The following is a 22834-nucleotide window of genomic DNA, read 5'->3' as shown; positions in this document are numbered from 1 at the left end:
CAACTCGTGCCTCAAAACCAAAGCACCAGCGCATGCCGCTCTACCGATTCCCCACTCCCTATTCCCGATTCCCAGCGCGCCAGCGCTACCGCGGCTGCCGCACCGGTAGCACGATCCGGAAACTGGCGCCCTGCCCCGGGACGCTTGCGACGTCGATGCGGCCGTGGTGCTTGTTGATGATGCCGTAGGAGATCGACAGGCCCAGGCCGGTGCCGCTGCCGACCGGCTTGGTGGTGAAGAACGGGTCGAAGATGCGTTGCAGCAGGTCCGGGGCGATGCCGGCGCCGCTGTCCTGGAACTGGATCCAGACATTCTCGGTCTCGTCGCGGCCGGTGGTGACGGTGATCGTGCCACGCTCGACGATCGCCTGGCCGGCGTTGAGCAGCATGTTCATGTAGACCTGGTTGAGCTCGGACGGCAGGCATTCCACCAACGGTAGCTCGGCGTAATTGCGCTCCAGCGTGACCTTGTACTTGAGCTCGTTCCAGATGATGTTGATCGTGGATTCGAGACCGGCATGCAGGTCGACCATCTTCCACGACTCGGAGCGGTCCGAATACGAGAAGTCCTTGAGGTCGCGCACGATGCGGGTGACCCGCTCGATACCTTCGCGCGATTCGGCCATCAACTGCGGCAGGTCGCGGCTGATGAAGTCGATGTCGGCGCGGTTGCGGATCTCGTCGATCTCCGGAATCAGCGCCTTCGGATCCGGCGCCTGCAGTGCGCGCTCATAGGCTTCAATCAGCGTGAACAGGCTGCGCAGGTATTCCTGCAGGCTGCCGAGATTGGAGTGCACGTAACCGATCGGATTGTTGATTTCGTGCGCCACGCCGGCGGCCAGCTGGCCGATGGAGGCCATCTTCTCCGACTGCAGCAGCTTGTCCTGCGCGCCGTTCAAACGCAGGTAGGCCTGGCGAAGTTCGGCATGGCGCTGCTGCAGCTCGCGTTCGTAATCCTGCTGGCCTTCGATGTTGTGGAACAGTGCCAGGAAGTGCCCGACCCCCTGCTCCTCGTTGTAGTACAGATGTGCGATGACCACGCGATCGGCCACCGGCAGGCTGCCGGTCCAGCTGCCCTTGCTGCGCGCCTGATTCAACGCATCCGACGGCAGCACCTGCGAGATCCGCTCGCCGAGATTGCGGTCGTCGGCAGGATCTTCCTTGCACAGGCTCTGGCGGGCGATGGCGTTGGCCAGGATCAGCTGCCCGTCGGCGCGGAACAGCAGCACGCCTTCGAGCATCTGGTCGCCAAAGGCGCGCAGCATGGTCGAGGACGGTAATAGGGTTTGATTGAGAAAAAACTTGGCAGTCACGGGACAGGGCGGCGTAGAGGACGCTTCAATATACGCCGAACCGCCCAGGCCTCGTATTGCGCGGGGCCACGCTCTTGCACGCCGGGCAGCTCAAGGCTGCATCACTTGCCTCGTCCAGCCTGCGTGCGCTCGGGCACGCTACGGTGCTTCAGGCCACTGCCAGCGAACGACCGCCGCGCAGCACGCTCGATTGGCCCTTGGCGTCGTAGGACGGCGCACTCTCGGTGCGGCCCAGATGACGCAGTGCCCAGTTCACTTCGCGGCGCCGGCGTGCCAGTAGCGCGCCGTTGGCGCGATTGGCTTCGGCCAGTTCGCGCAGCCGCTCTTCTTCGCCCTGGGGCATTGCCGCTTCCAGCGCGCGCAGTGCCGACAGCTTGTCCTGCGTATGGCGCATCAACCCATCGATGTCGTTCTCGAGTAATGCCTGGCGTTCGCCGGCCAGCGCATCGCTGAGACGTTGCAGGAACTCGTTCACGTTCATCCTTTGGGTCGGGGATTAGCCCGCCAGTTGCTGATTCAGATCCATCATGCGGCTGGCGATGGCATCCGGGTTGATGGAGTAGCTGCCGTTCTGCAACGCATCCTTCACTGCCTGGACGCGACCGGTGTCGATCGCCGAGGACTGCGACAGCGTGCGCTGCAGGTTCTGCAGGTTGGTCGCCTCACCGGTCAGCTTGACGCTGTCGGTCGGCGGCAATGCGGCGATCGGGGACGCGCGATCTTCACCGGCCGAAGCGATCTTGCTGCTCGTGGCCGCGGTGCGAAGGGTTGCAGCGGTCGGTAGATTGCCTTCGATTTTCTGGCTCATGTCGGGAACTCCTCTACAGGTCGTAGGGGATAACGGCATGCCAAAAAAAAACTTTATAGCGATTTTCTATCTGGACACCACAACGGTCCCGCTCGCTTCGACGATCCCCTGCACCACCCGGCGCGAAGAGGAATTTTCCACCGAAACCCGCTCGTTCTCGCCGGCATCGGACAGTGCGCGACCGCTCATGCGCACCTCCAGACCGCCATTGCGCGACACCAGCGGCACGGTGTCGCCGCGCCGGACCAGCCGCTGCGTGACCAGATCGTTGGCCGACAGCAGCGAGCCGGCCGGCAGGATGCGCCGGGCGGTCTTGCCCACCGCCGCCACCGGATCGGCCAGCACCGCGCCGACGATGCGTGCGGCATCGCGCTTCTCGATACTGATATCGGCCAGCGAAATGACTTCTCCAGCGCTGATGCCGCGGCGCAACACCAATACGTCCTGATTGCGGCGCACCTTCAGCGGTACGAACAGGCGCCAGCCGGCCGGCTGCGGGCAAGCCACTTCCACCGTATTGGTGCCGGTCGGCTGCGCCTGCAGCGCGATCGGACAGGCCGGCATGCGCAAGCCCGGATCGAGCGTGGCCTCGGCCTCGGCATCCGGGCCAACGGTGGCCAGCGCCGCAGCGCGGATGGAATCGACAGACTGATAGCTCTGGGCCCAGGCCGGAGCGGCAGCCAACAAGATGACAAGCAGGAGCAGGCGCATGGGACCAGATCCGGAAGGAGACGGAACAGGCAATGCAAGAGGCGTGCCTGTTTTTTGCCGGGATTGGGGAGTTGGGATTGGGGATTGGGGATTTGTAAAAGCGGCTTGGCGGGTGATTCATTTGGCCGGTGCCAAGGCCCTTTGAGCCAGCGCATCTATCCGACCAACTATTTCCGAAGCCTTCAGGGCTGCAGAAGCAGCAACGGCCTGACCAACGCGCTCGTTCACGCCTTTGAGCCAATCCCCAATCCCAAATCACCAGGTCCCGGCGCTTGAGCCAATCCCGAATCCCGACTCCCCAATCCCGACAGCGCCCCACGCCAGGCTAAAACCGCTCAAGTTTTCCGAGGGCGCTGTCGATATCTGCCCCATGACCCACGATCTGCTCAACCGCATCGACCAGCGCACGCGTCTGGCTGGCCACAACCGACTGGCCCTGCTGCTGTTCCGGCTGGGCGGGCGCCAGCTTTTTGGCGTCAACGTGTTCAAGGTGCAGGAGGTGCTGCGCCGCCCGGAGCTGTTCCAGGTGCCCGGCCTGCCGACCGAGTTCGCCGGCGTGGCCGACGTGCGCGGGCGCTCGGTGCCGGTGCTGGACCTGGGCCTGGCGATCGGCCACCCGGAGCGCGATGCGCACTCGGAAAACGGCCCCGGCTATCTGGTGGTGGCTGAATTCAACCGCTCGGTCCAGGGCTTTCTGGTCAGCGGCGTGGAGCGCATCGTCAATATTGCGGTGGAAGATATTCACCCGCCGCCGGAACTGGGCGCCGAAGCCACTTATTTGACGGCGGTGACGCGCTTCCAGGGCGAGTTGATCCAGGTCATCGACGTGGAAAGCGTGCTCGCCGACATCGCCAAGGTCAGCAAGGACGTGCAGCTGGATCCCTCGCTGCAGCTGGTCGCCTACGACCGGCAGTTCCAGGTGCTGGTGGTGGACGACTCGCGCGTGGCGCGTCAGCAGATCCGCAGCGTGCTCGACCAGCTCGGCGTCTCGGCGACCTTGTTGTCCGACGGCCGCCAGGCGCTGGACCACCTCTTGCAGGTGGCTGCATCAGGCGAGAATCCGGCCGACCGCTATGCGATGGTCATCTCCGACATCGAAATGCCGGCCATGGACGGCTACACGCTGACGACGGAAATCCGGCGCACGCCGGGCCTGCAAGGCCTGTACGTGCTGCTGCACACCTCGCTGTCGGGCGTGTTCAACAACGCCATGGTCGAACAGGTGGGCGCCAATGCCTTCGTGGCCAAGTACAGTGCCCACGAGCTGGCCGACTACGTGCTGGCGCGCCTGAAAGTGGTCGCCGAAGCGGCCTGAGCAGGCCAGGCGGCTGCCGGGGTCGGAGCCGATGACAGCGACAAGGCCCCACGCCGGGCTTCCAAGAGCCCGGCAGCATTGAAGTTGGGGCGGTATGCGTCAACCCGCTTTCAAACTGACGTCCGCTAAGGCCGACGTCGCCGGGCAGCCCTGACGTCATGCCGAACCTTCTGGCCTGGCGCGCCCGAGTGAACCAGCTCCGCGACGGACGAAGGTCCACCGCTTCTCCCGGACGACCAAGCTGCCGTTCGTCGGCAGCGCCGATCACTCTCCGCGTTCCGCGGCCCGCACCACCTCGATTGGCACAAACATTGCTTTCTCCCTGGTAACACTTCGCGGAGAGCACCGTGTCCAATTCCATCTCGTCCTTTCTAGGCATCCACGGCGATGCTCTGCCGCTACGCGAGCAGCGCATGAAGCTCATTGCCAGCAATCTGAGCAATGTGGATACCCCTGGCTACAAGGCAAAGGATCTGAATTTCGAGGCGGCGCTCAAATCGGCCGAAGGCGTGCGCGACGGCACCCTGCTGCAGACCACCGACGCCAAGCATTACGAGATCGGCAGCAGTGCCGGGCTCAACCCGTTCCAGATCACCCGCGAATCCGACCAGCCCAGCCTGGACGGCAATACCGTCGATCCCGATGCCGAACGTGCTGCCTACGGCCGCGCCGCGCTGGAATACCGCGCCTCGCTGAGCTTCCTCGAATCCAAGGTGCGCTCGATGCTCACCGCGATCACCGGCCAATAAGTCATGAGCAATCTTCCCATCTTCGATGTGGCCGGCTCGGCGCTGCACGCGCAGTCGGTCCGCCTGAGCACCATCGCCTCCAACCTGGCCAATGCCGACTCCGTCGCTGGCTCGGCCGAGGCGACCTACAAGCCGATCGAGCCGATCTTCCAGGCCCAGCAAAGTCGCCAGGACCCCAGCCTGACCTCGGTGAACGTCAAGGAGATCACCACCACCAACGCGCCGCCGATCCGTCGCTACGAGCCCGGCCATCCGCTGGCCGATGCCGATGGCTACGTGTTCTCGCCGGACGTGGACCCGGTCTCGCAGATGGTCAACATGATCTCGGCCTCACGCAACTACCAGGCCGGCGTGGAAATGCTCAACACCGCCAAGGAACTGGCGCTCGCCACCCTGACCATGGGTCGCTGACCCTCCTAGCTGACCCTTCCCTTACGGACCCTTTCACATGAGCACGATCGGTAGTGACCTCTACACCAGCCTCGGGCTGACCTCCAGCAGCGCCACAGCGACCAAGAAGAAGGAGGAATCGCTCGGCCAGGCCGACTTCCTCAAGTTGATGACCGAGCAGCTGCAGCACCAGGACCCGCTCAAACCAATGGAAAACAGCGCGTTTCTGGGCCAGCTGGCGCAGTTCTCCACCGTGCAGGGCATCGGCGACCTCAATAACAAGGTCAGCAGCTTCTCGGCAGCGCAGAGCAGCGATCAGGTGCTCAAGGGCGCCTCGCTGGTCGGGCACAACGTGCTGGTGCCCTCCGCACAGCTCGCCATCGATGCCACCAATTCGGCCAAGGGCGTGGTCGCCGCGACCTCGGCCGGCACCGTCAATTTCGAAATCACCGATGCCAACGGCGCCTTCGTCAAACAGCTCAGCGTGCCGGCCAGCGCCGCCGGTGAAGTGTCGTTTGCCTGGGACGGCACCGATGCCAACGGCAACCGCATGGCCGCCGGCAAGTACGGCGTGACCGCCACCCAGACCGACACCGCCGGTTCCAAAAGCAAGTTGTCCACCTATGTCGACGCGCCGGTGGACAGCGTCACGATCGGCTCGGACGGCCTGTATCTCAACCTGACCGGGCTAGGCACCTCCCCGCTCGCCAACGTGCTCCGCGTCAGCTGAGCCGGCAACCGACACTTAAAGGACCTCATCCATGGCTTTCAATACCTCGTTGTCCGGCATCAACGCAGCCAATGCCGATCTGAACGTCACCTCCAACAACATCGCCAACGTCAACACGACCGGTTTCAAGGAATCGCGTGCCGAGTTTGCCGACATGTTCCAGAGCACCAGCTACGGCCTGTCGCGCAACGCGGTGGGTTCGGGCGTGCGCGTCAGCAATGTGGCGCAGCAGTTCTCGCAGGGTAATATCGATCCGACCGGGCGCAGCCTGGACCTGGCGGTCTCCGGCGAGGGTTTCTTCACCGTGACCTCCAACGGCGCCAAGATGTACACCCGCGCCGGCAACTTCCAGACCGATGCCAACGGCTATGTGATCAATCCGCAAGGCGCGCGCCTGCAGGTCTTCGCCCCCAACCCGAGCGGCAACGGCTTCGACGTCGGCCGCCTGTCGGACCTGCAGCTGCTGACCACCGACAGCCCGCCCAAGTCGACCTCCACGGTCAACCTGGCCTTCACCCTGCCCGGCAATGCCACCGCCCCGTCGGTGACCCCGTTCAGCCCGGCTGACGACAAGACCTATAGCCACTCCACCGGCGGTATCAACGTCTACGATTCGCTGGGCGTCAGCCATGTGCAGACCTCCTACTTCGTCAAGACCGCCAACCCGAACGAGTGGCAGGTGCACAACTACGTGGACGGTGCCGCGGTCGGTGCGCCCACCACACTGCAGTTCTCCGATACCGGCGCGCTGACCACCCCGGCCAACGGCATCATCACGATGGACCCGTTCACCCCGAGCACCGGTGCCGGCGTGCTGAACATGCAGCTCAACGTCAGCGGCTCGACCCAGTACGGCGAAGCCTTCGCGCTGCGTGATACCCGCCAGGATGGCTATGCCAGCGGCAAGCTCAACGAGATCAGCATCGATACCAGCGGCGTGGTATTCGCGCGCTACTCCAACGGCGCCGACAAGCCGCTGGGCCAGGTCGCGCTAAGCACCTTCGTCAACCCGCAGGGCCTGCAATCGCAGGGCAACAACATGTGGGCCGAAAGCTACACCTCCGGTGCCGCCCGCACCGGCGCACCGGACACCTCGGACCTGGGCCAGATCGAATCCGGCTCACTGGAATCGTCCACGGTGGACCTGACCGAGCAGCTGGTGAACATGATCGTGGCCCAGCGCAACTTCCAGGCCAACTCGCAGATGATCTCGACCCAGGATCAGGTCACCCAGACGATCATCAATATTCGTTAACGGCTGGGAATCGGGATTGGGGAATAGGGAATCGTAAGAGCTGGCATTGCGTGTATCGGATGCCGGCCTTGCCCCCCTCTTCCAGTCTCCAGCAATCCCGCCTTTGCGATTCCCGATTCCCGACTCTCCATTCCCCAATCCCGGTGCCTCATGGACAAAGCTCTCTACGTTGCGATGACCGGTGCCCGCGCCTCCCTGCAGGCGCAGGGCACCGTGTCGCACAATCTCGCCAACGTCGATACGGTGGGGTTCAAGGCTGCGTTGGCCAATACCGAGGCGTTCAAGATCCAGGGCAAGGGCTATCCGTCGCGGATCGATGCGCTGCATGTGGACCAGGGTTTCGACCGCAGCCAGGGCCACCAGAAGGTCACCGGCAACCCGCTGGACGTGTCGCTGCAGCAGGACCGCTGGCTGGCGGTGCAGTCGCCCGACGGCAGCGAGGCCTACACCCGCAACGGCGAGCTGGCACTCACCGCCAATGGCCAGCTGGTCACCGCCAATGGGCATGCGGTGCTGGATGAGGGCGGCAACCCGATGACGATCCCGCCGCACCAGGCGATGGAGATCGGCAGCGACGGCAGCATCTCGATCATTCCGCAGGGCGAAGGCCCGCAGACCATGGCCATCGTCGGCAAGATGAAGGTGGTCGACGCCCCCGCCGACCGTTTGACGCGGCGCCCGGACGGGCTGATGCGTAACACCAGCACCGACCCGGCGCAGGCGTTTGCAGTGGCCAGCGGCAAGACCATCAACAGCGGCATGCTGGAGGGCAGCAACGTGGACGCCGCCGGCGCGCTGGTGGAGATGATCCAGCTGCAGCGGCAGTTCGAAATGCAGGTCAAGATCATCAAGAACGGCGACGACAACGCGCAGTCGGCCAATTCGCTGCTGCGGGTCAGCGGCTAAGCGCCACTGACGCCCACTGCCGCACCGCCGGTTGGCTTGCCGCGCTGCCGAGCACCTTGCTGGCTGCCGCCCGGGGGACGTGGCTCGCGAGCAAAGCGACATGTCGTTTGACTCCTGCGGTCTCGCAGGTGGTTCGTACACGGTTGACGCTGACTAGCGATGGTTTGTCGGCCAGGTGTGTGCGGTTGGCAATGCTGTTGATCTGGGCCTTCGCTGCAGAGCGCTGGTTTGTGATTTGGCTGCAGGGCCCTTGCCCGCCCACCCTCGCAGGACACGCCGCAAGTACGTCCCTGTAGGCTCTTACGCGGCATCCATGCCGCGTAAGGTCCCGCGACGGTGGGCGGGCAAGGACCTGTCGAGATGGTCGGCGTGCATGGTGCAAACAATGCCTGACGTGGGTTGCTTGGATAACGGCGCGTCCAATGATCTTCTCAATGCAAGCCGAGCAATGGACAAGCTTTAAGAAAGCAACCTTCAAACTCTCTGCTGCGGCGGCCTAGCCGATTGCGGGACCGTGTGGCGGCATGGATGCCGCCACCGAGCCTACATGGACGTACTTGCGGAGTGTCCCGCGGGCGGTGAGGACACCGCGCGCTCCCAACAACCCTTCTGCACGCAGCGCCAAGGGTTCATCGTCGCCGAATACATCGCTGACCGGCGACCGATCTAGCGCGCCTGATCTGCCGCGCAGGCTTCCACCGCTTAGGCCTAGCCGCTGCCTTCCCGCCGCCAGCCTGCCCCGCGCAGGCGACCGCGCCCGCTTCGCGTGATCCAGTGCACAGCCGGCAAAAATCCGACGCGGGTTTGGCACGGCACGTGCATATACCCACCCGTACCCGGAACACATCCCCGGGTCTAACGAGGAATCGGGTCATGAATCAGGCTTTGTGGGTCGCCAAAACCGGACTGGATGCGCAGCAGACGCGCATGTCGGTCATTTCCAACAACCTGGCCAATACCAATACCACCGGCTTCAAGCGCGATCGTGCGGCGTTCGAAGACCTGTTGTACCAACAGGTGCGTGCGCCGGGCGGTTCCACCTCCGCGCAGACGCAGCTGCCGACCGGCCTGCAGCTGGGTACCGGCGTGCGGGTGGTCTCCACCTTCAAGGGCTTCGACCAGGGCAGCCAGCAGCAGACCGGCCGCGCGCTCGACGTGATGGTCAACGGTCGCGGCTTCTTCGAAGTGCAGATGCCTGACGGCACCTCGGCCTATACCCGCGACGGCACCTTCCAGATCAATGCGCAGGGCGAACTGGTCACCAACAGCGGCTACCCGCTGCAGCCGGGCATCCAGATCCCCGAAGGCGCGCAGTCGCTGACCATCGGCAACGACGGCACCATCAGCGTGACGCTGGCCGGCCAGGCCGCCGCGCAGGAAATCGGCGCGCTGACGCTGACCGACTTCATCAACCCCTCGGGCCTGCAGTCCAAAGGCGAGAACCTGTTCGTCGAAACCACCGCCTCCGGCCCCGCGCAGAACGGCACCCCCGGCCTCAATGGCCTGGGCAACACCGTGCAGGGCGCGCTGGAAGGCAGCAACGTCAACACGGTGGAAGAACTGGTGAGCATGATCGAGACGCAGCGCGCCTACGAAATGAATGCCAAGGCGATCTCCACCACCGACTCGATGCTCGGTTACTTGAACAACAACGTCTGATCGGCCCGCCGGTCGCTGCCCTCTCAGGAATCCACGCCATGTCCCGCCTGCCTTCTCTTTCCTCCCTGTGCCTCGCCATTGCCTGCAGCGCGCTGCTGGGCGGCTGCGTGGCGGCCGGCGATGTGCGGCCGTTCGCCGAACTGGCGCCGATCGTGCCGGTGGTCGCGCCGGTGGCGCAGCCCACCGCCGGGGCGATCTACGCCGCCGGCCCGAGCCTGAACCTGTACGGCGACCGCCGCGCCCGCGATGTCGGCGATCTGCTGACGGTGAACCTGGTGGAAAGCACCACCGCCTCGTCCACCGCCAATACCAGCATCAGCAAGAAGGACGCGACCACCATGGCCGCGCCGACGCTGCTGGGGGCGCCGCTCACCGTCGGTGGCTTGAACGTGCTGCAGAACTCGTTGAGCGGCGATCGCAGCTTCGACGGCAAGGGCAACACCGCGCAAAGCAACCGCATGCAGGGCAGCGTGACCGTCACCGTGATGCAGCGCCTGCCCAACGGCAATCTGGTGATTCAGGGGCAGAAGAACCTGCGCCTGACCCAGGGCGACGAACTGGTGCAGGTGCAAGGCATCGTGCGCGCCGCCGACATCGCCCCGGACAACACCGTGCCCTCGAGCAAGGTGGCAGACGCCCGCATCGCCTACGGCGGCCGCGGCGCGATCGCGCAGTCCAACGCAATGGGCTGGCTGAGCCGCTTCTTCAATTCCCGTCTGTCGCCCTACTGAGCCTGCGACCATGAATCTGTCTTCCCTGCCCTTCCGTCTGCTGGCCGCCGCTGTGGCGGTCTGCGCGATCGCCGCGCCGGCCTCGGCCGAGCGCATCAAGGATCTTGCCCAGGTCGGCGGCGTGCGCGGCAACGCGCTGGTCGGTTACGGCCTGGTGGTCGGCCTGGACGGCAGCGGCGACCGCACCAGCCAGGCGCCCTTCACCGTGCAGAGCCTGAAGAACCTGCTCGGCGAGCTGGGCGTCAATGTTCCGGCGAACGTCAATCCGCAGCTGAAAAACGTCGCGGCCGTGGCCATCCATGCCGAACTGCCGCCGTTCGCCAAGCCCGGCCAGCCGATCGACATCACCGTGTCCTCGATCGCCAACGCGGTGTCGCTGCGTGGCGGCTCGCTGCTGATGGCACCGCTGAAAGGCGCCGACGGCCAGGTCTATGCGATGGCGCAGGGCAACCTGGTGGTCGGTGGCTTCGGCGCGCAGGGCAAGGACGGCTCGCGGGTGTCGGTCAACATTCCCAGCGTCGGCCGCATTCCCAACGGCGCCACCGTCGAACGTGCGTTGCCGGACGTGTTTGCCGGCAGTGGTGAGATCACCCTCAACCTGCACCAGAACGACTTCACCACCGTCTCGCGCATGGTCGCGGCGATCGACAGCAGCTTCGGCGCCGGCACCGCGCGTGCGGTGGACGGCGTGACCGTGGCAGTGCGCTCGCCGACCGATCCCGGCGCGCGTATCGGCCTGCTGTCGCGGCTGGAAAATGTCGAACTGTCTCCGGGCGATGCCCCGGCCAAGGTGGTGGTCAACGCACGTACCGGCACCGTGGTGATCGGCCAGCTGGTGCGGGTGATGCCGGCGGCGATCGCGCATGGCTCGCTCACCGTGACCATCAGCGAGAACACCAACGTCAGCCAGCCGGGCGCCTTCAGCGGCGGCCGCACCGCGGTGACCCCGCAGTCGACGATCACGGCCACCTCCGAAGGCAGCCGCATGTTCAAGTTCGAAGGCGGCACCACGCTCGATCAGATCGTGCGTGCGGTCAACGAAGTGGGGGCCGCTCCCGGCGACCTGGTGGCCATCCTGGAAGCGCTCAAGCAAGCCGGTGCGCTCACGGCGGAGCTGGAGGTGATCTGACATGCGTATCGCAGCCTCGCCCATTGATCTCAACCCGAGCACCAAGGCCGATCCCGCCAAGATCGACAAGGTCTCACGTCAGCTCGAAGGACAGTTCGCGCAGATGCTGGTCAAGAGCATGCGCGATGCAAGCTCTGGCGACCCGATGTTTCCGGGCGAAAACCAGATGTTCCGCGAGATGTACGACCAGCAGATGGCCAAGGCGCTGACCGACGGCAAGGGGCTGGGCCTGTCGGCGATGATCTCCAAGCAGTTGAGCGGCGACACCGGCGGCCCGGCGTTGAATACCTCGCTGAGCACTGCCGATGCCGCCAAGGCCTATTCGCTGGTGGCCGGCAAGCGCGACGCCTCGTTGCCGCTGCCCAGCCGCGATGGCGCGGCGACCGGCGTCGGCGCAAGCACCGGTAGCGCTGCAGGCATCGGCGCAGGCGGCCTGGGCGGCATCGGCATGAGCCAGGTGCTGGATCTGATCGCCGGGCGCACCGGCAGCAGCGATGCCGGCAGCGACGATGCGGCCGCGCTGAGCTGGCCCTCGGCCAACGATCGCTGGAGCGATGTGGCGGCCAGCGATGCCGCCGACGCCAACGCCGCGGTCAATGCGAGCGCGGCGAGCAGCGCGGCCGCCAGCCTGGGCGAGCGTACCCCGGAAGGCTTCGTCGCCAAGATCTGGACGCATGCGCAGAAGGCCGCGCGCGAACTGGGCGTGGATCCGCGTGCGCTGGTGGCGCAGGCTGCGTTGGAAACCGGCTGGGGCCGGCGCGGCATCGGCAATGGCGGCGATTCCAACAACCTGTTCGGCATCAAGGCCACCGGCTGGAGCGGCGACAAGGTCACCACCGGCACCCACGAATACGTCAATGGCGTCAAAACCACCGAAACCGCCGATTTCCGTGCCTACGGCTCGGCCGAGGAGAGTTTTGCCGACTACGTGCGGCTGCTGAAGAACAACAGTCGCTACCAGCCCGCGCTGCAGGCCGGCACCGATATCAAGGGTTTTGCACGCGGCTTGCAACAGGCTGGATACGCCACCGATCCGGGCTACGCAGCCAAGATCGCGGCGATCGCCAACGGTCCGACCATCGACCGTGCGGTGGCCGCGATCGGCAACGCGGCGGCCGACCTGTCCAACCGCTATGCCAGCACCGCCGAGCCCGCTGGGCTCGGCACCATTCGTCGTTGAGGTAAACGCCCATGTCCATCATGTCCACCGGGACCAGTGCGCTGATCGCCTTCCAACGGGCGTTGTCGACCGTTAGCCATAACGTCGCCAACATCAATACCGAAGGCTACAGCCGCCAACGTGTGGAATTTGCAACGCGCACGCCCACCGACATGGGCTACGCGTTCGTGGGCAATGGCGCCAAGATCACCGACGTGAGCCGGGTGGCCGACCAGCTGGCCACCTCGCGCCTGCTCGACAGCGGCGGCGAGCTGTCGCGGCTGCAGCAGCTGTCCTCGCTGTCCAACCGCGTCGACAGCCTGTACTCCAACACCGCCACCAACGTGGCCGGGCTGTGGTCGAACTTCTTCGACTCCACCAGCGCGGTCTCGTCCAATGCCTCGTCCACCGCCGAGCGGCAGAGCATGCTCGACAGCGGCAACTCGCTGGCCACGCGCTTCAAGCAGCTCAACGGGCAGATGGACAGCCTGAGCAACGAGGTCAACAGCGGCCTGACCTCCGCGGTGGACGAGGTCAATCGGCTGACCCAGCAGATCGCCAAGATCAACGGCACCATCGGCAACAGCATCGACAGCGCCTCGCCGGACATGCTCGACCAGCGCGACGCGCTGGTGAGCAAGCTGGTCGGCTACACCGGCGGCACTGCGGTGATGCAGGACGGCGGCTTCATGAACGTTTTCACCTCCGGCGGCCAGGCCCTGGTAGTGGGAACCACCTCGTCCAAGCTGACCACCGTCGCCGACCCGTATCAGCCGAGCAAGCTGCAGGTGGCAATGCAGACCCAGGGCCAGAATGTCAGCCTCAGCGCCAGCTCGCTGGGCGGGCAGATCGGCGGGCTGCTGGAATTCCGCAGCAGCGTGCTGGAACCGACCCAGGCCGAACTCGGTCGCCTGGCCGTGGGCATGGCCAGCACCTTCAACGCCGGTCACGCGCAAGGCATGGACCTGTACGGCGCGATGGGCGGCAACTTCTTCAACATCGGCTCGCCCACCACCGCCGCCAACCCCGCCAACACCGGCAGCGCCTCGCTGAGTGCCAGCTTCAGCAACATGGCGGCGGTGGATGGGCAGAACGTCACGCTCAGCTTCGACGGCACTGCGTGGAAGGCCACCAATGCCAGCACCGGCTCGGCGGTGCCGCTCAGCGGCACCGGCACCCCGGCCAATCCGCTGGTGCTCAACGGCGTCAGCCTGGTGGTCGGCGGCACCCCGGCCAACGGCGACAAGTTCCTGCTGCAGCCCACTGCCGGACTGGCCGGCACCCTGTCGGTGGCCATCACCGACCCCTCGCGGATTGCCGCGGCCACCCCGGTCAAGGCCACCGCCACGGTCGCCAACCTGGGCACCGGCAAGATCAGCGACGTCAAGGTCACCAATGCGCAGAACCCGGCGCTGCTGACCCCGGCATCGGTGGAGTTCATCGACGCCAACCAGTACACCATCGACGGCACCGGCCCGTTCGCCTACACCGCCGGCCAGACCATCAGCGCCAACGGCTGGAGCTTTGCGCTGGACGGCGCGCCCAAGGCCGGCGACACCTTCGGCGTCGGCCCCACCGGTGCCGGCTCCAGCGACAACGGCAACGCCAAGTTGCTGGCCAATCTCGACGATGCCAAGGCGCTCAGCGGCGGCACGGTCACGCTCAACGGCGCGCTGTCTGGTCTGACCACCTCGGTCGGCTCGGCCGCGCGTGCGGCCAGTTATGCCTCGGACGCGCAGAAGGTCATCAACGACCAGGCGCAGGCCAGCCGCGACTCGATTTCCGGCGTCAACCTCGATGAGGAAGCCGCCAACATGCTGAAGCTGCAGCAGGCCTACCAGGCCGCCGCACAGATGATCTCCACCGCCGACACCATCTTCCAAGCCATCCTGGGTGCCGTACGCTGATGACCGACCGTATCTCCACCAGCATGATGTACAGCCAGTCGGTGTCGTCGATGACGGCCAAGCAGTCCCGGCTGAACCAGATCCAGGCCCAGCTCACCAGCGGTCAGCGCCTGGTCACCGCCAAGGACGATCCGGTCGCCGCCGGCACTGCGGTCGGCCTGGATCGCGCACTGGCCGCGATCACCCGCTTTGGCGAGAACGCCAACAACGTGCAGAACCGCCTTGGCCTGCAGGAAAACGCCCTGTCGCAGGCCGGCGACAAAATGGCGCGCGTCACCGAATTGGCGGTGCAGGCCAACAACTCCTCGCTCAGCCCCGACGACCGCAAGGCGATCGCCTCGGAACTGACCGCCCTGCGCGACAGCATGGTCAGCCTGGCCAACAGCACCGACGGCACCGGGCGCTACCTGTTCGGCGGCACCGCCGATGGCAGCGCACCGTTCATCAAGAGCAGCGGCGGCGTCACCTACAACGGCGACCAGACCCAGAAACAGGTCGAAGTGGCGCCGGACACCTTCGTCAGCGACACCCTGCCCGGCAGCGAAATCTTCATGCGTATCCGCACCGGCGACGGCACCGTGGATGCGCACCCCAACACCGCCAACACCGGCACCGGACTGCTGCTGGACTTCAGCCGCGATTCCAGCACCGGCAGCTGGAACGGCGGCAGCTACAGCGTGCAGTTCACCGCCGCCGACACCTACGAGGTGCGCGACAGCACCAATACGGTGGTCGGCACCGGCACCTACAAGGATGGCGAGGACATCAACGCGGCCGGCGTGCGCATGCGCATCAGCGGCGCACCGGCGGTGGGCGACAGTTTCCAGATCGGCGCCTCCACCACCAAGGACGTGTTCTCCACCATCGACGACCTGGTCGGCGCGCTCAACTCCGACACGCTGACCCAGCCGCAGAAGGCGGCGATGATCAACACGCTGCAGTCGTCGATGCGCGACATCGCACAGGCCTCGTCGAAGATGATCGATGCGCGCGCCTCCGGCGGTGCGCAGCTGTCGGCGATCGACAACGCCAACTCCCTGCTCGAGTCCAACGAGGTCACCCTCAAGACCACGCTGTCGTCGATCCGCGATCTGGACTACGCCTCGGCGCTTGGGCAGTACGAACTGGAGAAGGCCTCGTTGCAGGCCGCTCAAACGATTTTTCAGCAGATGCAGTCGTCGTCGTTGTTCAACCTGATCCGCTGATTTGCAGCAGAAAACCCGCGTTTTCTGCACTCCTGCGCGCGAGCACTTGCGCAGGCCGACGGAGTTTATTCGTCGAAAGTTATACCAACGCTAAAGATCTACGGGGTGCTGCCGAATAAACCAAACCCCTTGATACACAACGCTTCCGTATTTCGTCCCGCAGCAGAAAAACAGTAAAAAAACACTGGATTTCGCTAAAGGTTCCCGACGCAACGCCGTTATTCATCTCAGCAGCGGCAACGGCCAACTTGATGGCCCCCCTGCGGAGGCTCCGGGCAAGTCCCCCTTGCCGGAAAAATCGCTTAGGAGAAATCAAAATGGCACAGGTAATCAACACCAACGTAATGTCGCTGAACGCTCAGCGGAACCTCAACACCAGCAGCGCGAGCATGTCGACGAGCATCCAGCGTCTGTCCTCGGGTCTGCGCATCAACAGCGCCAAGGACGACGCCGCAGGTCTGGCGATCTCCGAGCGCTTCACCACGCAGATCCGCGGCCTGGACGTTGCCTCGCGCAACGCCAACGACGGTATCTCGCTGGCCCAGACCGCCGAAGGCGCGATGGTCGAAATCGGCAGCAACCTGCAGCGTATCCGCGAGCTGTCGGTGCAGTCGTCCAACGCCACCAACTCGCCGACCGACCGTGACGCGCTGAACTCCGAAGTCAAGCAGCTCACCGCCGAAATCGACCGCGTCGCCAACCAGACCAACTTCAACGGCACCAAGCTGTTGAACGGCGACTTCTCCGGCGCGCTGTTCCAGGTCGGCGCCGACGCTGGCCAGACCATCGGCATCAACAGCATCGTCGACGCCAACGTCGATTCGCTGGGCAAGGCCAACTTCGCTGCCGCCGTTTCCGGCGCTGGCGTGACCGGCACCTCCACCGCATCGGGCTCGATCAGCGGCATGAGCCTGTCGTTCAAGGACGCCAGCGGCGCAGCCAAGAGCGTCACCATCTCGGACGTCAAGATCGGCGTCGGCGAGAGCGCTGCCGACGTCAACAAGAAGGTGGCTGCGGCGATCAACGACAAGCTCGACCAGACCGGCATGTACGCCTCGATCAAGACCGACGGTACGGTGCAGATCGAATCGCTGAAGGCTGGCCAGGACTTCACCTCGCTGACCGCCGGTACTTCCAGCGCCGCAGGCATCACCGTCGGCGCCGGCATCACCACCGCCTCGGCCGCTTCCGGCTCTACCGCCTCGACCCTGAGCACCCTGGACATCTCCACGTTCTCCGGCGCACAGAAGGCCCTGGAAATCGTCGACAAGGCGCTGACCGCGGTCAACTCCTCGCGCGCCGACATGGGTGCGGTGCAGAACCGCTTCACCTCCACCATCGCCAACCTGAGCGCAACCTCGGAAAACCTGTCGGCCTCGCGTAGCCGTATCCGCGACACCGACTACGCCAAGGAAACCGCCGAGCTGACCCGCACGCAGATCCTGCAGCAGGCCGGTACCGCGATGCTGGCCCAGGCCAAGTCGGTTCCGCAGAACGTGCTGAGCCTGCTGCAGTAATCGGCAGCGCTTCGCAGCAAGTCAAGAGCCCCTCTTCGGAGGGGCTTTTTTGTGGCCGCAGATTGCTTCGCCCGAGATTTCAGGGCGAACGCGCAGCACGCTTTCCTGGCGCGGGTTTTTTGACACGCCCCGCCGGCATGGAAATTGCATCATCGAAGCTCGTGAGCGAAACGGGTCGCTGCCGCTAAAGTCCTGACGGATGCGGCCGATACCCGTCTCGTAATCCCATGCGTCCATCCTTGCTTGGACGCCCAGACGAGGAATGCAACATGGCATCGGTGATCAGCACTTCCGGCTCCGGTCTGGACATCCCAACTGTGGTGTCCACCCTGGTTTCCCGGCAGAAAGACCCCGAGCAGGCGCGCATCAACAAGGCCGGGAGCGCCGCGACCACGCAGCTGTCGGCGATCAGCCAGATCAAGAGCAGCATGACCACGCTCAAGTCTGCGCTGGACAAGGTCATCAGCAGCGCCGACACCAACGCCTACAAGGCGACGGTGCCGACCGATGCCGGCTTCACCGCCACCACCACCAGCTCGTCCGCGCCGGGCAACTATTCGGTGGAAGTGGTCTCGCTGGCCAGCGCGCAAAAGCTCGCCTCCGGCGCGTTCGTTGCCGATGCCACTGTCGGCAGCGGCACGCTGACGATCGGGTATGGCGAGAAAAAAATCACCGTGGACATCAGCGGCACCGACAAGCTCACCGACATCGCCGCCGCCATCAACAAGGCGGCGGGTGGCAAGGGCGTCACCGCCAGCGTGGTGACCGCCAACGACGGCCAGCACCTGGTGTTCAACGCGGTCGACACCGGTACCAAGGGCGCGCTGACCGTCAGCGCCAGCGACCCGAGCCTGAGCAGCCTCACCTATGGCCCCGGCGTCAGCGGCGGCCTGACCCAGTCCGTGGCCGCAACCGATGCGCTGGTGCGCGTGGACGGCTTCGAACGCACCTCCAGTTCCAACACCGTCACCGACATCGTGCCGGGCGTGGTGCTCAACCTCACCAAGGCCGCCGAAGGCACCAAGGTCACGTTGGGCGTTGCGGCCGACACCAGCGGCCTCAAGGCCAATCTGACCGCTTACGCCGCCGCCTACAACACCGCCAACACCCTGCTGGCCAAGAGCAGCGCCTACGACCCCACCACCAAGACCGCCGCGGCGTTGACCGGCGACTCGCTGGTGCGCGGCCTGCAGCAGCAGCTGCGCGGCCAGGTCAGCGGCAACCTCACCGAGCTCAAGTCGCTCGGCCTGACCATCGACAAGGATGGCGTGATGAGCTTCGATGGCGGCAAGTTCGACACCGCCATCGCCGCCGACGGCGGTGCCGCCGCCGAGGTGCTCGGCAAGGACAGCAAGTTCGGCTCGGCCATGACCAAGCTGCTCGACAGCAACGTCAACGCCAACAACGGCACCCTGACCCTGCGTTCGGACAGCCTGAACAAGCAGATCAAGGGCTACGAGGATGACCTGGATGACCTCGACGCGCGCATGACCAAGCTCAGCGATCGCTACACCGCGCAGTTCACCGCGATGGAAACCATGATCAGCAAGCTGCAGAGCAGCACCAGTTCGCTCAGCGGCCTGCTGACGAGCTGATTTCCGTGATGAGGATCCTCAAGTCCCGCAATGGTCTTGCCGATACAAGAAGGGCCTATCGTGATTTCGGCCTTGCCTTCCGGCAGGAGCGTCGTCGCAGGAGCGCAGCGCTCCGGGACCAACGAAGGTCAGCCCATTGAGGAGTCATCCATGTACGGTTCCAATCGTCAGTATGCCGAGCAATACCGCAAGGTCGGCGTGTCCACCAGCGTGACCGAAGCCGACCCGCACAAGCTGGTGTCGCTGCTGTTCGCCGGCGCCTGCCAGCGCATCCGTCTGGCCCAGGCCTGCCTGGCGCAGGGCGACCAGGCGCGCAAGGGCAAGGCCATCGGCGAAGCCTGCGCGATCGTCGGTCACTTGAACGGATCGCTCGATCACGAAGCCGGTGGCGAGATCGCTGGTAACCTGTCGGCGCTCTACGACTACGTGATGCAGCGGCTGACTGCCGCCAACCTGCACAACGACGAAACCGCGTTGACCGAAGCGCTGGAACTGCTCAGCGAAATCGACTCGGCGTGGAATTCCATTCCCCTGGACCAACGCGGCCTTTCCGCCGCTTCGTGAGTCATACCATGCATAGCGCGCAGAGCCTTCAAGCCGAAATTGCCGACATCCGCCTGGCCATGGCACAGGAGGAATTCGAGGTGATGCCGTTCATGCTGGACGCCCACGATCTGCACCTGCGCGAGTACGCGCAGCAGGCGGACCTGAGTCAGGACCGCGACGCGTTGCAGACGTTGCAGGCGATGCAGCAGGACCTGATGCGGATGATGCTCGAGCGTCGACGCAAGCTGCTGGATCTGATCCGCGCGCAGCGCACGTCCTCTACGGCCAGCCGCGCCTACGCACGGATCGGACGGATCTGATGCCCGCGCTCGGCACACTCGCGCCATCGGCCGATGCCGCGCTGTTCGCCGACACGCTCAGCTGCGAAGTGCGCCTGCCAGCCGGCTTCCGTGCCGGCAGCGACGCCGGCTCGCACAGCGCCGCAGAAACACTGCTGCGCAGCCTGGGCCAGGTGGAAGACCTGCGCAGCGAAGACACCAGCGAAGACCGTGGCGAGCTGCCGCTGCTGGTGCAGCGCATGGACGCCAAGCTCGACCTGATGCTGGCCCTGATCGGCCGCCTGGTGCAACAGGGCGACACCGGATTGATCCAGGCGAACGTGCACTGGTCGGTGCGCGGAATCCGCCTGAGCTGCGCAAGCAGCCACCCGCCGGGCACCCTGGGCAGCGTTTGCCTGCAACCCTCCGACTGGCTTCCTGAACTGGTACAGTTTCCTGCCGAGGTCCTGGCAAGCGCAAGCGATGGCCACGATCACTGGCTATGGCTGCGGTTTGCGCCGCTTTCCCCAGGCTTGCAGGAGGCGCTGGAACGTCATCTGTTCCGTTTGCATCGCCGTCAGATCGCCGACGCCCGCCGCCAGCGCTGATAGCGCCTGTTGGCGCGGGGCGCCGGGTCGGCTAAGGTGCCCTTTACTGAAAAAAGGTCTCTTCTGCGCCGTGCGAGTCATCATCGTCGACGATCACACCCTTGTCCGTGCCGGCCTGTCCAGGCTGCTGCAAACCTTCGCCGGCATCGATGTCGTGGGTGAGGCCAGCAATGCACAGCAAGCCCTGGACATGACATCCCTGCACCGGCCTGATCTGGTGTTGATGGATCTGTCCCTGCCCGGCCGCAGCGGCCTGGATGCCATGACCGATGTGTTGCGCGCGGCGCCGCGCACGCATGTGGTGATGATGTCGATGCACGACGACCCGGTGCACGTGCGCGATGCACTCGATCGCGGTGCGGTCGGCTTCGTGGTCAAGGATGCCGCGCCGCTTGAGCTGGAATTGGCATTGCGTGCAGCGGCGGCCGGCCAGGTGTTCCTGAGCCCGCAGATTTCGTCCAAGATGATCGCGCCGATGCTGGGCCGCGAAAAACCGGTCGGTATCGCCGCCTTGTCGCCGCGCCAGCGCGAGATCCTGCGCGAGATCGGCCGCGGCCAGAGCAACAAGGAAATCGCCGCCGACCTCGGCATCAGCGTCAAGACGGTGGAGACCCATCGCGCGCGCATGATGGAATCGCTCGGTTGCCGGCGTGCCAACGACCTGGTGTTGCTGGCCGCCAAGCATCACAACGAACTGGTCTGAGCAAACCGCTGCGCCGACCGGAAACGGCCGCCAGCGACGAAAACAGTGACGGGATTCCGGCGGGCACGCTTGAGTCCGTATTGAACGTCAGGGAATTCCCCACGCCCTGTCAGGAAAATCACGAATTGCCTCACGCGATTCCCTGATTAGAAACCCGTCGCCTTGTCCTGCAAGATGCGTTCCATCGCTGCCACGTGCGGCGCCTTCCGGAAGCGCTTCGATGAAGACGACCATTTCCGCCCAGCTTGGCCAGCAACTGCACCTGACCCCGCAGTTGCTGCAGTCGATCCGTCTGTTGCAATTGGACGGCATGCAGTTGGAACTGGAAATCCGTCGCGCGCTGGAAACCAATCCGCTGCTGGAACTGGAAGAACTGGCCGACAGCGACGCCGTCGCGACCAGCGACGATGGCGCTTCCGATGTCGCCGCCTTCGACGAACTGCCGGAAAGCACGATGTGGGACGTGCAGAGCAGCAGCTGGAACGGCGACGACGACGACCGCATGCAGCGCGTGGCAGCTGGCGAATCCACCGACCCGCACGTGCGCATCCTGCGCGATCTGGCGCTGGACCTGGACGAGGCCGCATTGGGGGCCGCCGCGTTCTGGCTGGAGCAGACCGACGACGCCGGCTACCTGAGCGAGGCCCTGGCGACGCTGCAGCAGCTCGGCGCGACCCGTCTTGGTATGACCGGGCAGGCAGTGGAAGCGGTCCGTCAGCGCCTGCTGCACGGCGACCCGGCCGGCCTGGCCGCCTGCGACCTGCGCGAGTGCCTGCAGGCCCAGCTGGGCGCCCTGCCCGGCCGCGTGCCGGCGCGCCATCTGGCCGCGCGCATCCTTGCCGGTGACCTGGACCTGTTGGCGAGCCACGACTATCCGGTGCTGGCGCGCGCACACGATGCCGAGGTGGACGATGTGCGCGAAGCGGTACGGCTGATCCTGTCGCTGCAGCCGCGCCCCGGCGATGACCTGCTGCAGGAAAGCAACGCCAGTGTGATTCCGGACGTGCTCGCCTGGCATGCCGATGGCAGCTGGCGGGTGGCCTTGAACCCGGCCACCACGCATCGGGTGAGCATCAACCCCGTGCATGAGCGCGCACTGGCCGAGGCCGGCGACGCCGCCCAGCCGCTGCGCGACATGCTGCAGGAAGCGCGCTGGCTGACCCGCGGCCTGTCGATGCGCTACGAGACCCTGCTGCGCGCCACGCGCGCCATCGTCGAACGCCAGGCCACCTTCCTGGTGCGCGGCGAAGAAGCGATGGCACCGCTGACGCTGAAGGAAATTGCCGATGAGATCGGCATGCACGAATCGACGATTTCGCGCATCACCACCGGCAAATACATCCAGACCCCGCGCGGCACCTTCGAGCTCAAGCACTTCTTTGCCGTACGTCTGGAAGGCGCCAGCGTTTCAGGCCAGGCGGTCAAGGCGATGGTGCGGCGACTGATCGAAAGCGAGCCAGCCGGGCGGCCGCTGGCCGACGAAGCCATCGCCGGGCTGTTGTCGCGCCAGGGCGTTAATATTGCCCGTCGCACTGTGGCCAAGTACCGCGAACAACTCGACATCGCCCCGGCACGCGAGCGCCGCCGCATCAACAAACCGCTGCTTGCCCGGGCAGGATAA

23 protein-coding genes are annotated in these 22834 nt (G+C 65.3%); 19 read left to right on the top strand and 4 right to left on the bottom strand.

Going from position 1 to position 22834, the window contains the following annotated elements:
- Window positions 1-85 precede the first annotated feature (85 nt).
- The 4 genes from ABQY64_RS10125 to flgA all read right to left on the bottom strand — a co-directional run bounded on the left by ABQY64_RS10125 (window position 86) and on the right by flgA (window position 2831).
- Window positions 86-1312 (bottom strand): ATP-binding protein, encoded by a 1227-nt coding sequence (locus tag ABQY64_RS10125; RefSeq protein WP_104600540.1) that lies wholly within the window; start codon window positions 1310-1312, stop codon window positions 86-88.
- A gap of 148 nt (window positions 1313-1460) precedes the next feature.
- Window positions 1461-1793 (bottom strand): hypothetical protein, encoded by a 333-nt coding sequence (locus tag ABQY64_RS10120; protein WP_024939614.1) that lies wholly within the window; start codon window positions 1791-1793, stop codon window positions 1461-1463.
- 15 nt (window positions 1794-1808) lie between these two features.
- A complete protein-coding gene (flgM, locus tag ABQY64_RS10115; protein ID WP_016901729.1) occupies window positions 1809-2120 on the bottom strand; it encodes a flagellar biosynthesis anti-sigma factor FlgM in 312 nt (103 codons plus the stop codon).
- Window positions 2121-2186: 66 nt separating this feature from the next.
- Complete coding sequence (gene flgA, locus ABQY64_RS10110) at window positions 2187-2831, bottom strand: flagellar basal body P-ring formation chaperone FlgA (RefSeq protein WP_039527362.1); 645 nt, start codon at window positions 2829-2831, stop codon at window positions 2187-2189.
- A gap of 370 nt (window positions 2832-3201) precedes the next feature.
- Between flgA and ABQY64_RS10105 the strand changes: the two genes are divergently transcribed.
- The 19 genes from ABQY64_RS10105 to rpoN all read left to right on the top strand — a co-directional run bounded on the left by ABQY64_RS10105 (window position 3202) and on the right by rpoN (window position 22834).
- On the top strand, window positions 3202-4146 hold the full coding sequence (locus ABQY64_RS10105; protein ID WP_016901727.1) for a chemotaxis protein CheV: 945 nt from the start codon (window positions 3202-3204) through the stop codon (window positions 4144-4146).
- Between the two features lie 347 nt (window positions 4147-4493).
- Window positions 4494-4895, top strand: coding sequence for a flagellar basal body rod protein FlgB (gene flgB / locus ABQY64_RS10100; protein WP_024939612.1), 402 nt, complete (start codon window positions 4494-4496; stop codon window positions 4893-4895).
- 3 nt (window positions 4896-4898) lie between these two features.
- Window positions 4899-5306 (top strand): flagellar basal body rod protein FlgC, encoded by a 408-nt coding sequence (flgC, locus tag ABQY64_RS10095; protein WP_005914451.1) that lies wholly within the window; start codon window positions 4899-4901, stop codon window positions 5304-5306.
- Window positions 5307-5343: 37 nt separating this feature from the next.
- Window positions 5344-6015 (top strand): flagellar hook capping FlgD N-terminal domain-containing protein, encoded by a 672-nt coding sequence (locus ABQY64_RS10090; protein WP_349780473.1) that lies wholly within the window; start codon window positions 5344-5346, stop codon window positions 6013-6015.
- A gap of 31 nt (window positions 6016-6046) precedes the next feature.
- A complete protein-coding gene (gene flgE / locus ABQY64_RS10085) occupies window positions 6047-7270 on the top strand; it encodes a flagellar hook protein FlgE (protein ID WP_016901724.1) in 1224 nt (407 codons plus the stop codon).
- Window positions 7271-7420: 150 nt separating this feature from the next.
- Window positions 7421-8176 (top strand): flagellar basal-body rod protein FlgF, encoded by a 756-nt coding sequence (flgF, locus tag ABQY64_RS10080; protein WP_349780472.1) that lies wholly within the window; start codon window positions 7421-7423, stop codon window positions 8174-8176.
- 873 nt (window positions 8177-9049) lie between these two features.
- Window positions 9050-9835 (top strand): flagellar basal-body rod protein FlgG, encoded by a 786-nt coding sequence (gene flgG / locus ABQY64_RS10075; RefSeq protein ID WP_016901723.1) that lies wholly within the window; start codon window positions 9050-9052, stop codon window positions 9833-9835.
- A 38-nt stretch (window positions 9836-9873) separates the two neighbouring features.
- A complete protein-coding gene (flgH, locus tag ABQY64_RS10070; protein WP_016901722.1) occupies window positions 9874-10566 on the top strand; it encodes a flagellar basal body L-ring protein FlgH in 693 nt (230 codons plus the stop codon).
- Window positions 10567-10576: 10 nt separating this feature from the next.
- Entirely contained in the window at window positions 10577-11695 is a 1119-nt protein-coding gene (locus ABQY64_RS10065) for a flagellar basal body P-ring protein FlgI (protein WP_039521506.1), read from the top strand.
- A 1-nt stretch (window position 11696) separates the two neighbouring features.
- Window positions 11697-12875 carry a flagellar assembly peptidoglycan hydrolase FlgJ gene (flgJ, locus tag ABQY64_RS10060; RefSeq protein WP_053045464.1) on the top strand — a complete coding sequence of 393 codons (1179 nt, stop codon included), beginning with the start codon at window positions 11697-11699 and terminating at the stop codon, window positions 12873-12875.
- 11 nt (window positions 12876-12886) lie between these two features.
- On the top strand, window positions 12887-14761 hold the full coding sequence (gene flgK, locus ABQY64_RS10055; protein WP_047128676.1) for a flagellar hook-associated protein FlgK: 1875 nt from the start codon (window positions 12887-12889) through the stop codon (window positions 14759-14761).
- Window positions 14761-15966, top strand: coding sequence for a flagellar hook-associated protein FlgL (gene flgL, locus ABQY64_RS10050; RefSeq protein ID WP_065049299.1), 1206 nt, complete (start codon window positions 14761-14763; stop codon window positions 15964-15966). Before flgK ends, flgL begins: the two co-directional genes overlap by 1 nt.
- Window positions 15967-16283: 317 nt before the next feature.
- Window positions 16284-17483: a flagellin gene (locus ABQY64_RS10045; RefSeq protein ID WP_104570063.1), complete on the top strand. Its 1200-nt coding sequence runs from the start codon at window positions 16284-16286 to the stop codon at window positions 17481-17483.
- Window positions 17484-17752: 269 nt separating this feature from the next.
- Window positions 17753-19078 carry a flagellar filament capping protein FliD gene (gene fliD, locus ABQY64_RS10040; protein WP_349780471.1) on the top strand — a complete coding sequence of 442 codons (1326 nt, stop codon included), beginning with the start codon at window positions 17753-17755 and terminating at the stop codon, window positions 19076-19078.
- Window positions 19079-19228: 150 nt separating this feature from the next.
- Window positions 19229-19642 carry a flagellar export chaperone FliS gene (fliS, locus tag ABQY64_RS10035; protein ID WP_039527382.1) on the top strand — a complete coding sequence of 138 codons (414 nt, stop codon included), beginning with the start codon at window positions 19229-19231 and terminating at the stop codon, window positions 19640-19642.
- 8 nt (window positions 19643-19650) lie between these two features.
- Window positions 19651-19944, top strand: coding sequence for a hypothetical protein (locus tag ABQY64_RS10030; RefSeq protein ID WP_039521493.1), 294 nt, complete (start codon window positions 19651-19653; stop codon window positions 19942-19944).
- Window positions 19944-20510 (top strand): PilZ domain-containing protein, encoded by a 567-nt coding sequence (locus tag ABQY64_RS10025; RefSeq protein ID WP_349780470.1) that lies wholly within the window; start codon window positions 19944-19946, stop codon window positions 20508-20510. Before ABQY64_RS10030 ends, ABQY64_RS10025 begins: the two co-directional genes overlap by 1 nt.
- Before the next feature lie 70 nt (window positions 20511-20580).
- The gene (locus tag ABQY64_RS10020) at window positions 20581-21213 is read left to right on the top strand and encodes a response regulator transcription factor (RefSeq protein WP_003482986.1); all 633 of its coding nucleotides are present in this window, start codon (window positions 20581-20583) and stop codon (window positions 21211-21213) included.
- 220 nt (window positions 21214-21433) lie between these two features.
- Window positions 21434-22834, top strand: coding sequence for an RNA polymerase factor sigma-54 (gene rpoN / locus ABQY64_RS10015; RefSeq protein WP_349780469.1), 1401 nt, complete (start codon window positions 21434-21436; stop codon window positions 22832-22834).

Origin of the sequence: Xanthomonas sp. WHRI 7065 (assembly GCF_040203115.2) — a bacterium.
Lineage (GTDB): Bacteria > Pseudomonadota > Gammaproteobacteria > Xanthomonadales > Xanthomonadaceae > Xanthomonas > Xanthomonas arboricola.
This window is presented reverse-complemented; position numbering and strand designations above follow the sequence as displayed.

What these genes read in the sequence shown, in the direction of transcription:
- ABQY64_RS10120 (WP_024939614.1), bottom strand. Translation starts at nt 1,793, where the DNA reads ATGAACGTGAACGAGTTCCTGCAACGTCTCAGCGATGCGCTGGCCGGC.
- flgM (WP_016901729.1), bottom strand. Translation starts at nt 2,120, where the DNA reads ATGAGCCAGAAAATCGAAGGCAATCTACCGACCGCTGCAACCCTTCGC.
- flgA (WP_039527362.1), bottom strand. Translation starts at nt 2,831, where the DNA reads ATGCGCCTGCTCCTGCTTGTCATCTTGTTGGCTGCCGCTCCGGCCTGG.
- ABQY64_RS10105 (WP_016901727.1), top strand. Translation starts at nt 3,202, where the DNA reads ATGACCCACGATCTGCTCAACCGCATCGACCAGCGCACGCGTCTGGCT.
- flgC (WP_005914451.1), top strand. Translation starts at nt 4,899, where the DNA reads ATGAGCAATCTTCCCATCTTCGATGTGGCCGGCTCGGCGCTGCACGCG.
- ABQY64_RS10090 (WP_349780473.1), top strand. Translation starts at nt 5,344, where the DNA reads ATGAGCACGATCGGTAGTGACCTCTACACCAGCCTCGGGCTGACCTCC.
- flgE (WP_016901724.1), top strand. Translation starts at nt 6,047, where the DNA reads ATGGCTTTCAATACCTCGTTGTCCGGCATCAACGCAGCCAATGCCGAT.
- flgF (WP_349780472.1), top strand. Translation starts at nt 7,421, where the DNA reads ATGGACAAAGCTCTCTACGTTGCGATGACCGGTGCCCGCGCCTCCCTG.
- flgG (WP_016901723.1), top strand. Translation starts at nt 9,050, where the DNA reads ATGAATCAGGCTTTGTGGGTCGCCAAAACCGGACTGGATGCGCAGCAG.
- flgH (WP_016901722.1), top strand. Translation starts at nt 9,874, where the DNA reads ATGTCCCGCCTGCCTTCTCTTTCCTCCCTGTGCCTCGCCATTGCCTGC.
- ABQY64_RS10065 (WP_039521506.1), top strand. Translation starts at nt 10,577, where the DNA reads ATGAATCTGTCTTCCCTGCCCTTCCGTCTGCTGGCCGCCGCTGTGGCG.
- flgJ (WP_053045464.1), top strand. Translation starts at nt 11,697, where the DNA reads ATGCGTATCGCAGCCTCGCCCATTGATCTCAACCCGAGCACCAAGGCC.
- flgK (WP_047128676.1), top strand. Translation starts at nt 12,887, where the DNA reads ATGTCCATCATGTCCACCGGGACCAGTGCGCTGATCGCCTTCCAACGG.
- flgL (WP_065049299.1), top strand. Translation starts at nt 14,761, where the DNA reads ATGACCGACCGTATCTCCACCAGCATGATGTACAGCCAGTCGGTGTCG.
- ABQY64_RS10045 (WP_104570063.1), top strand. Translation starts at nt 16,284, where the DNA reads ATGGCACAGGTAATCAACACCAACGTAATGTCGCTGAACGCTCAGCGG.
- fliD (WP_349780471.1), top strand. Translation starts at nt 17,753, where the DNA reads ATGGCATCGGTGATCAGCACTTCCGGCTCCGGTCTGGACATCCCAACT.
- fliS (WP_039527382.1), top strand. Translation starts at nt 19,229, where the DNA reads ATGTACGGTTCCAATCGTCAGTATGCCGAGCAATACCGCAAGGTCGGC.
- ABQY64_RS10030 (WP_039521493.1), top strand. Translation starts at nt 19,651, where the DNA reads ATGCATAGCGCGCAGAGCCTTCAAGCCGAAATTGCCGACATCCGCCTG.
- ABQY64_RS10025 (WP_349780470.1), top strand. Translation starts at nt 19,944, where the DNA reads ATGCCCGCGCTCGGCACACTCGCGCCATCGGCCGATGCCGCGCTGTTC.
- rpoN (WP_349780469.1), top strand. Translation starts at nt 21,434, where the DNA reads ATGAAGACGACCATTTCCGCCCAGCTTGGCCAGCAACTGCACCTGACC.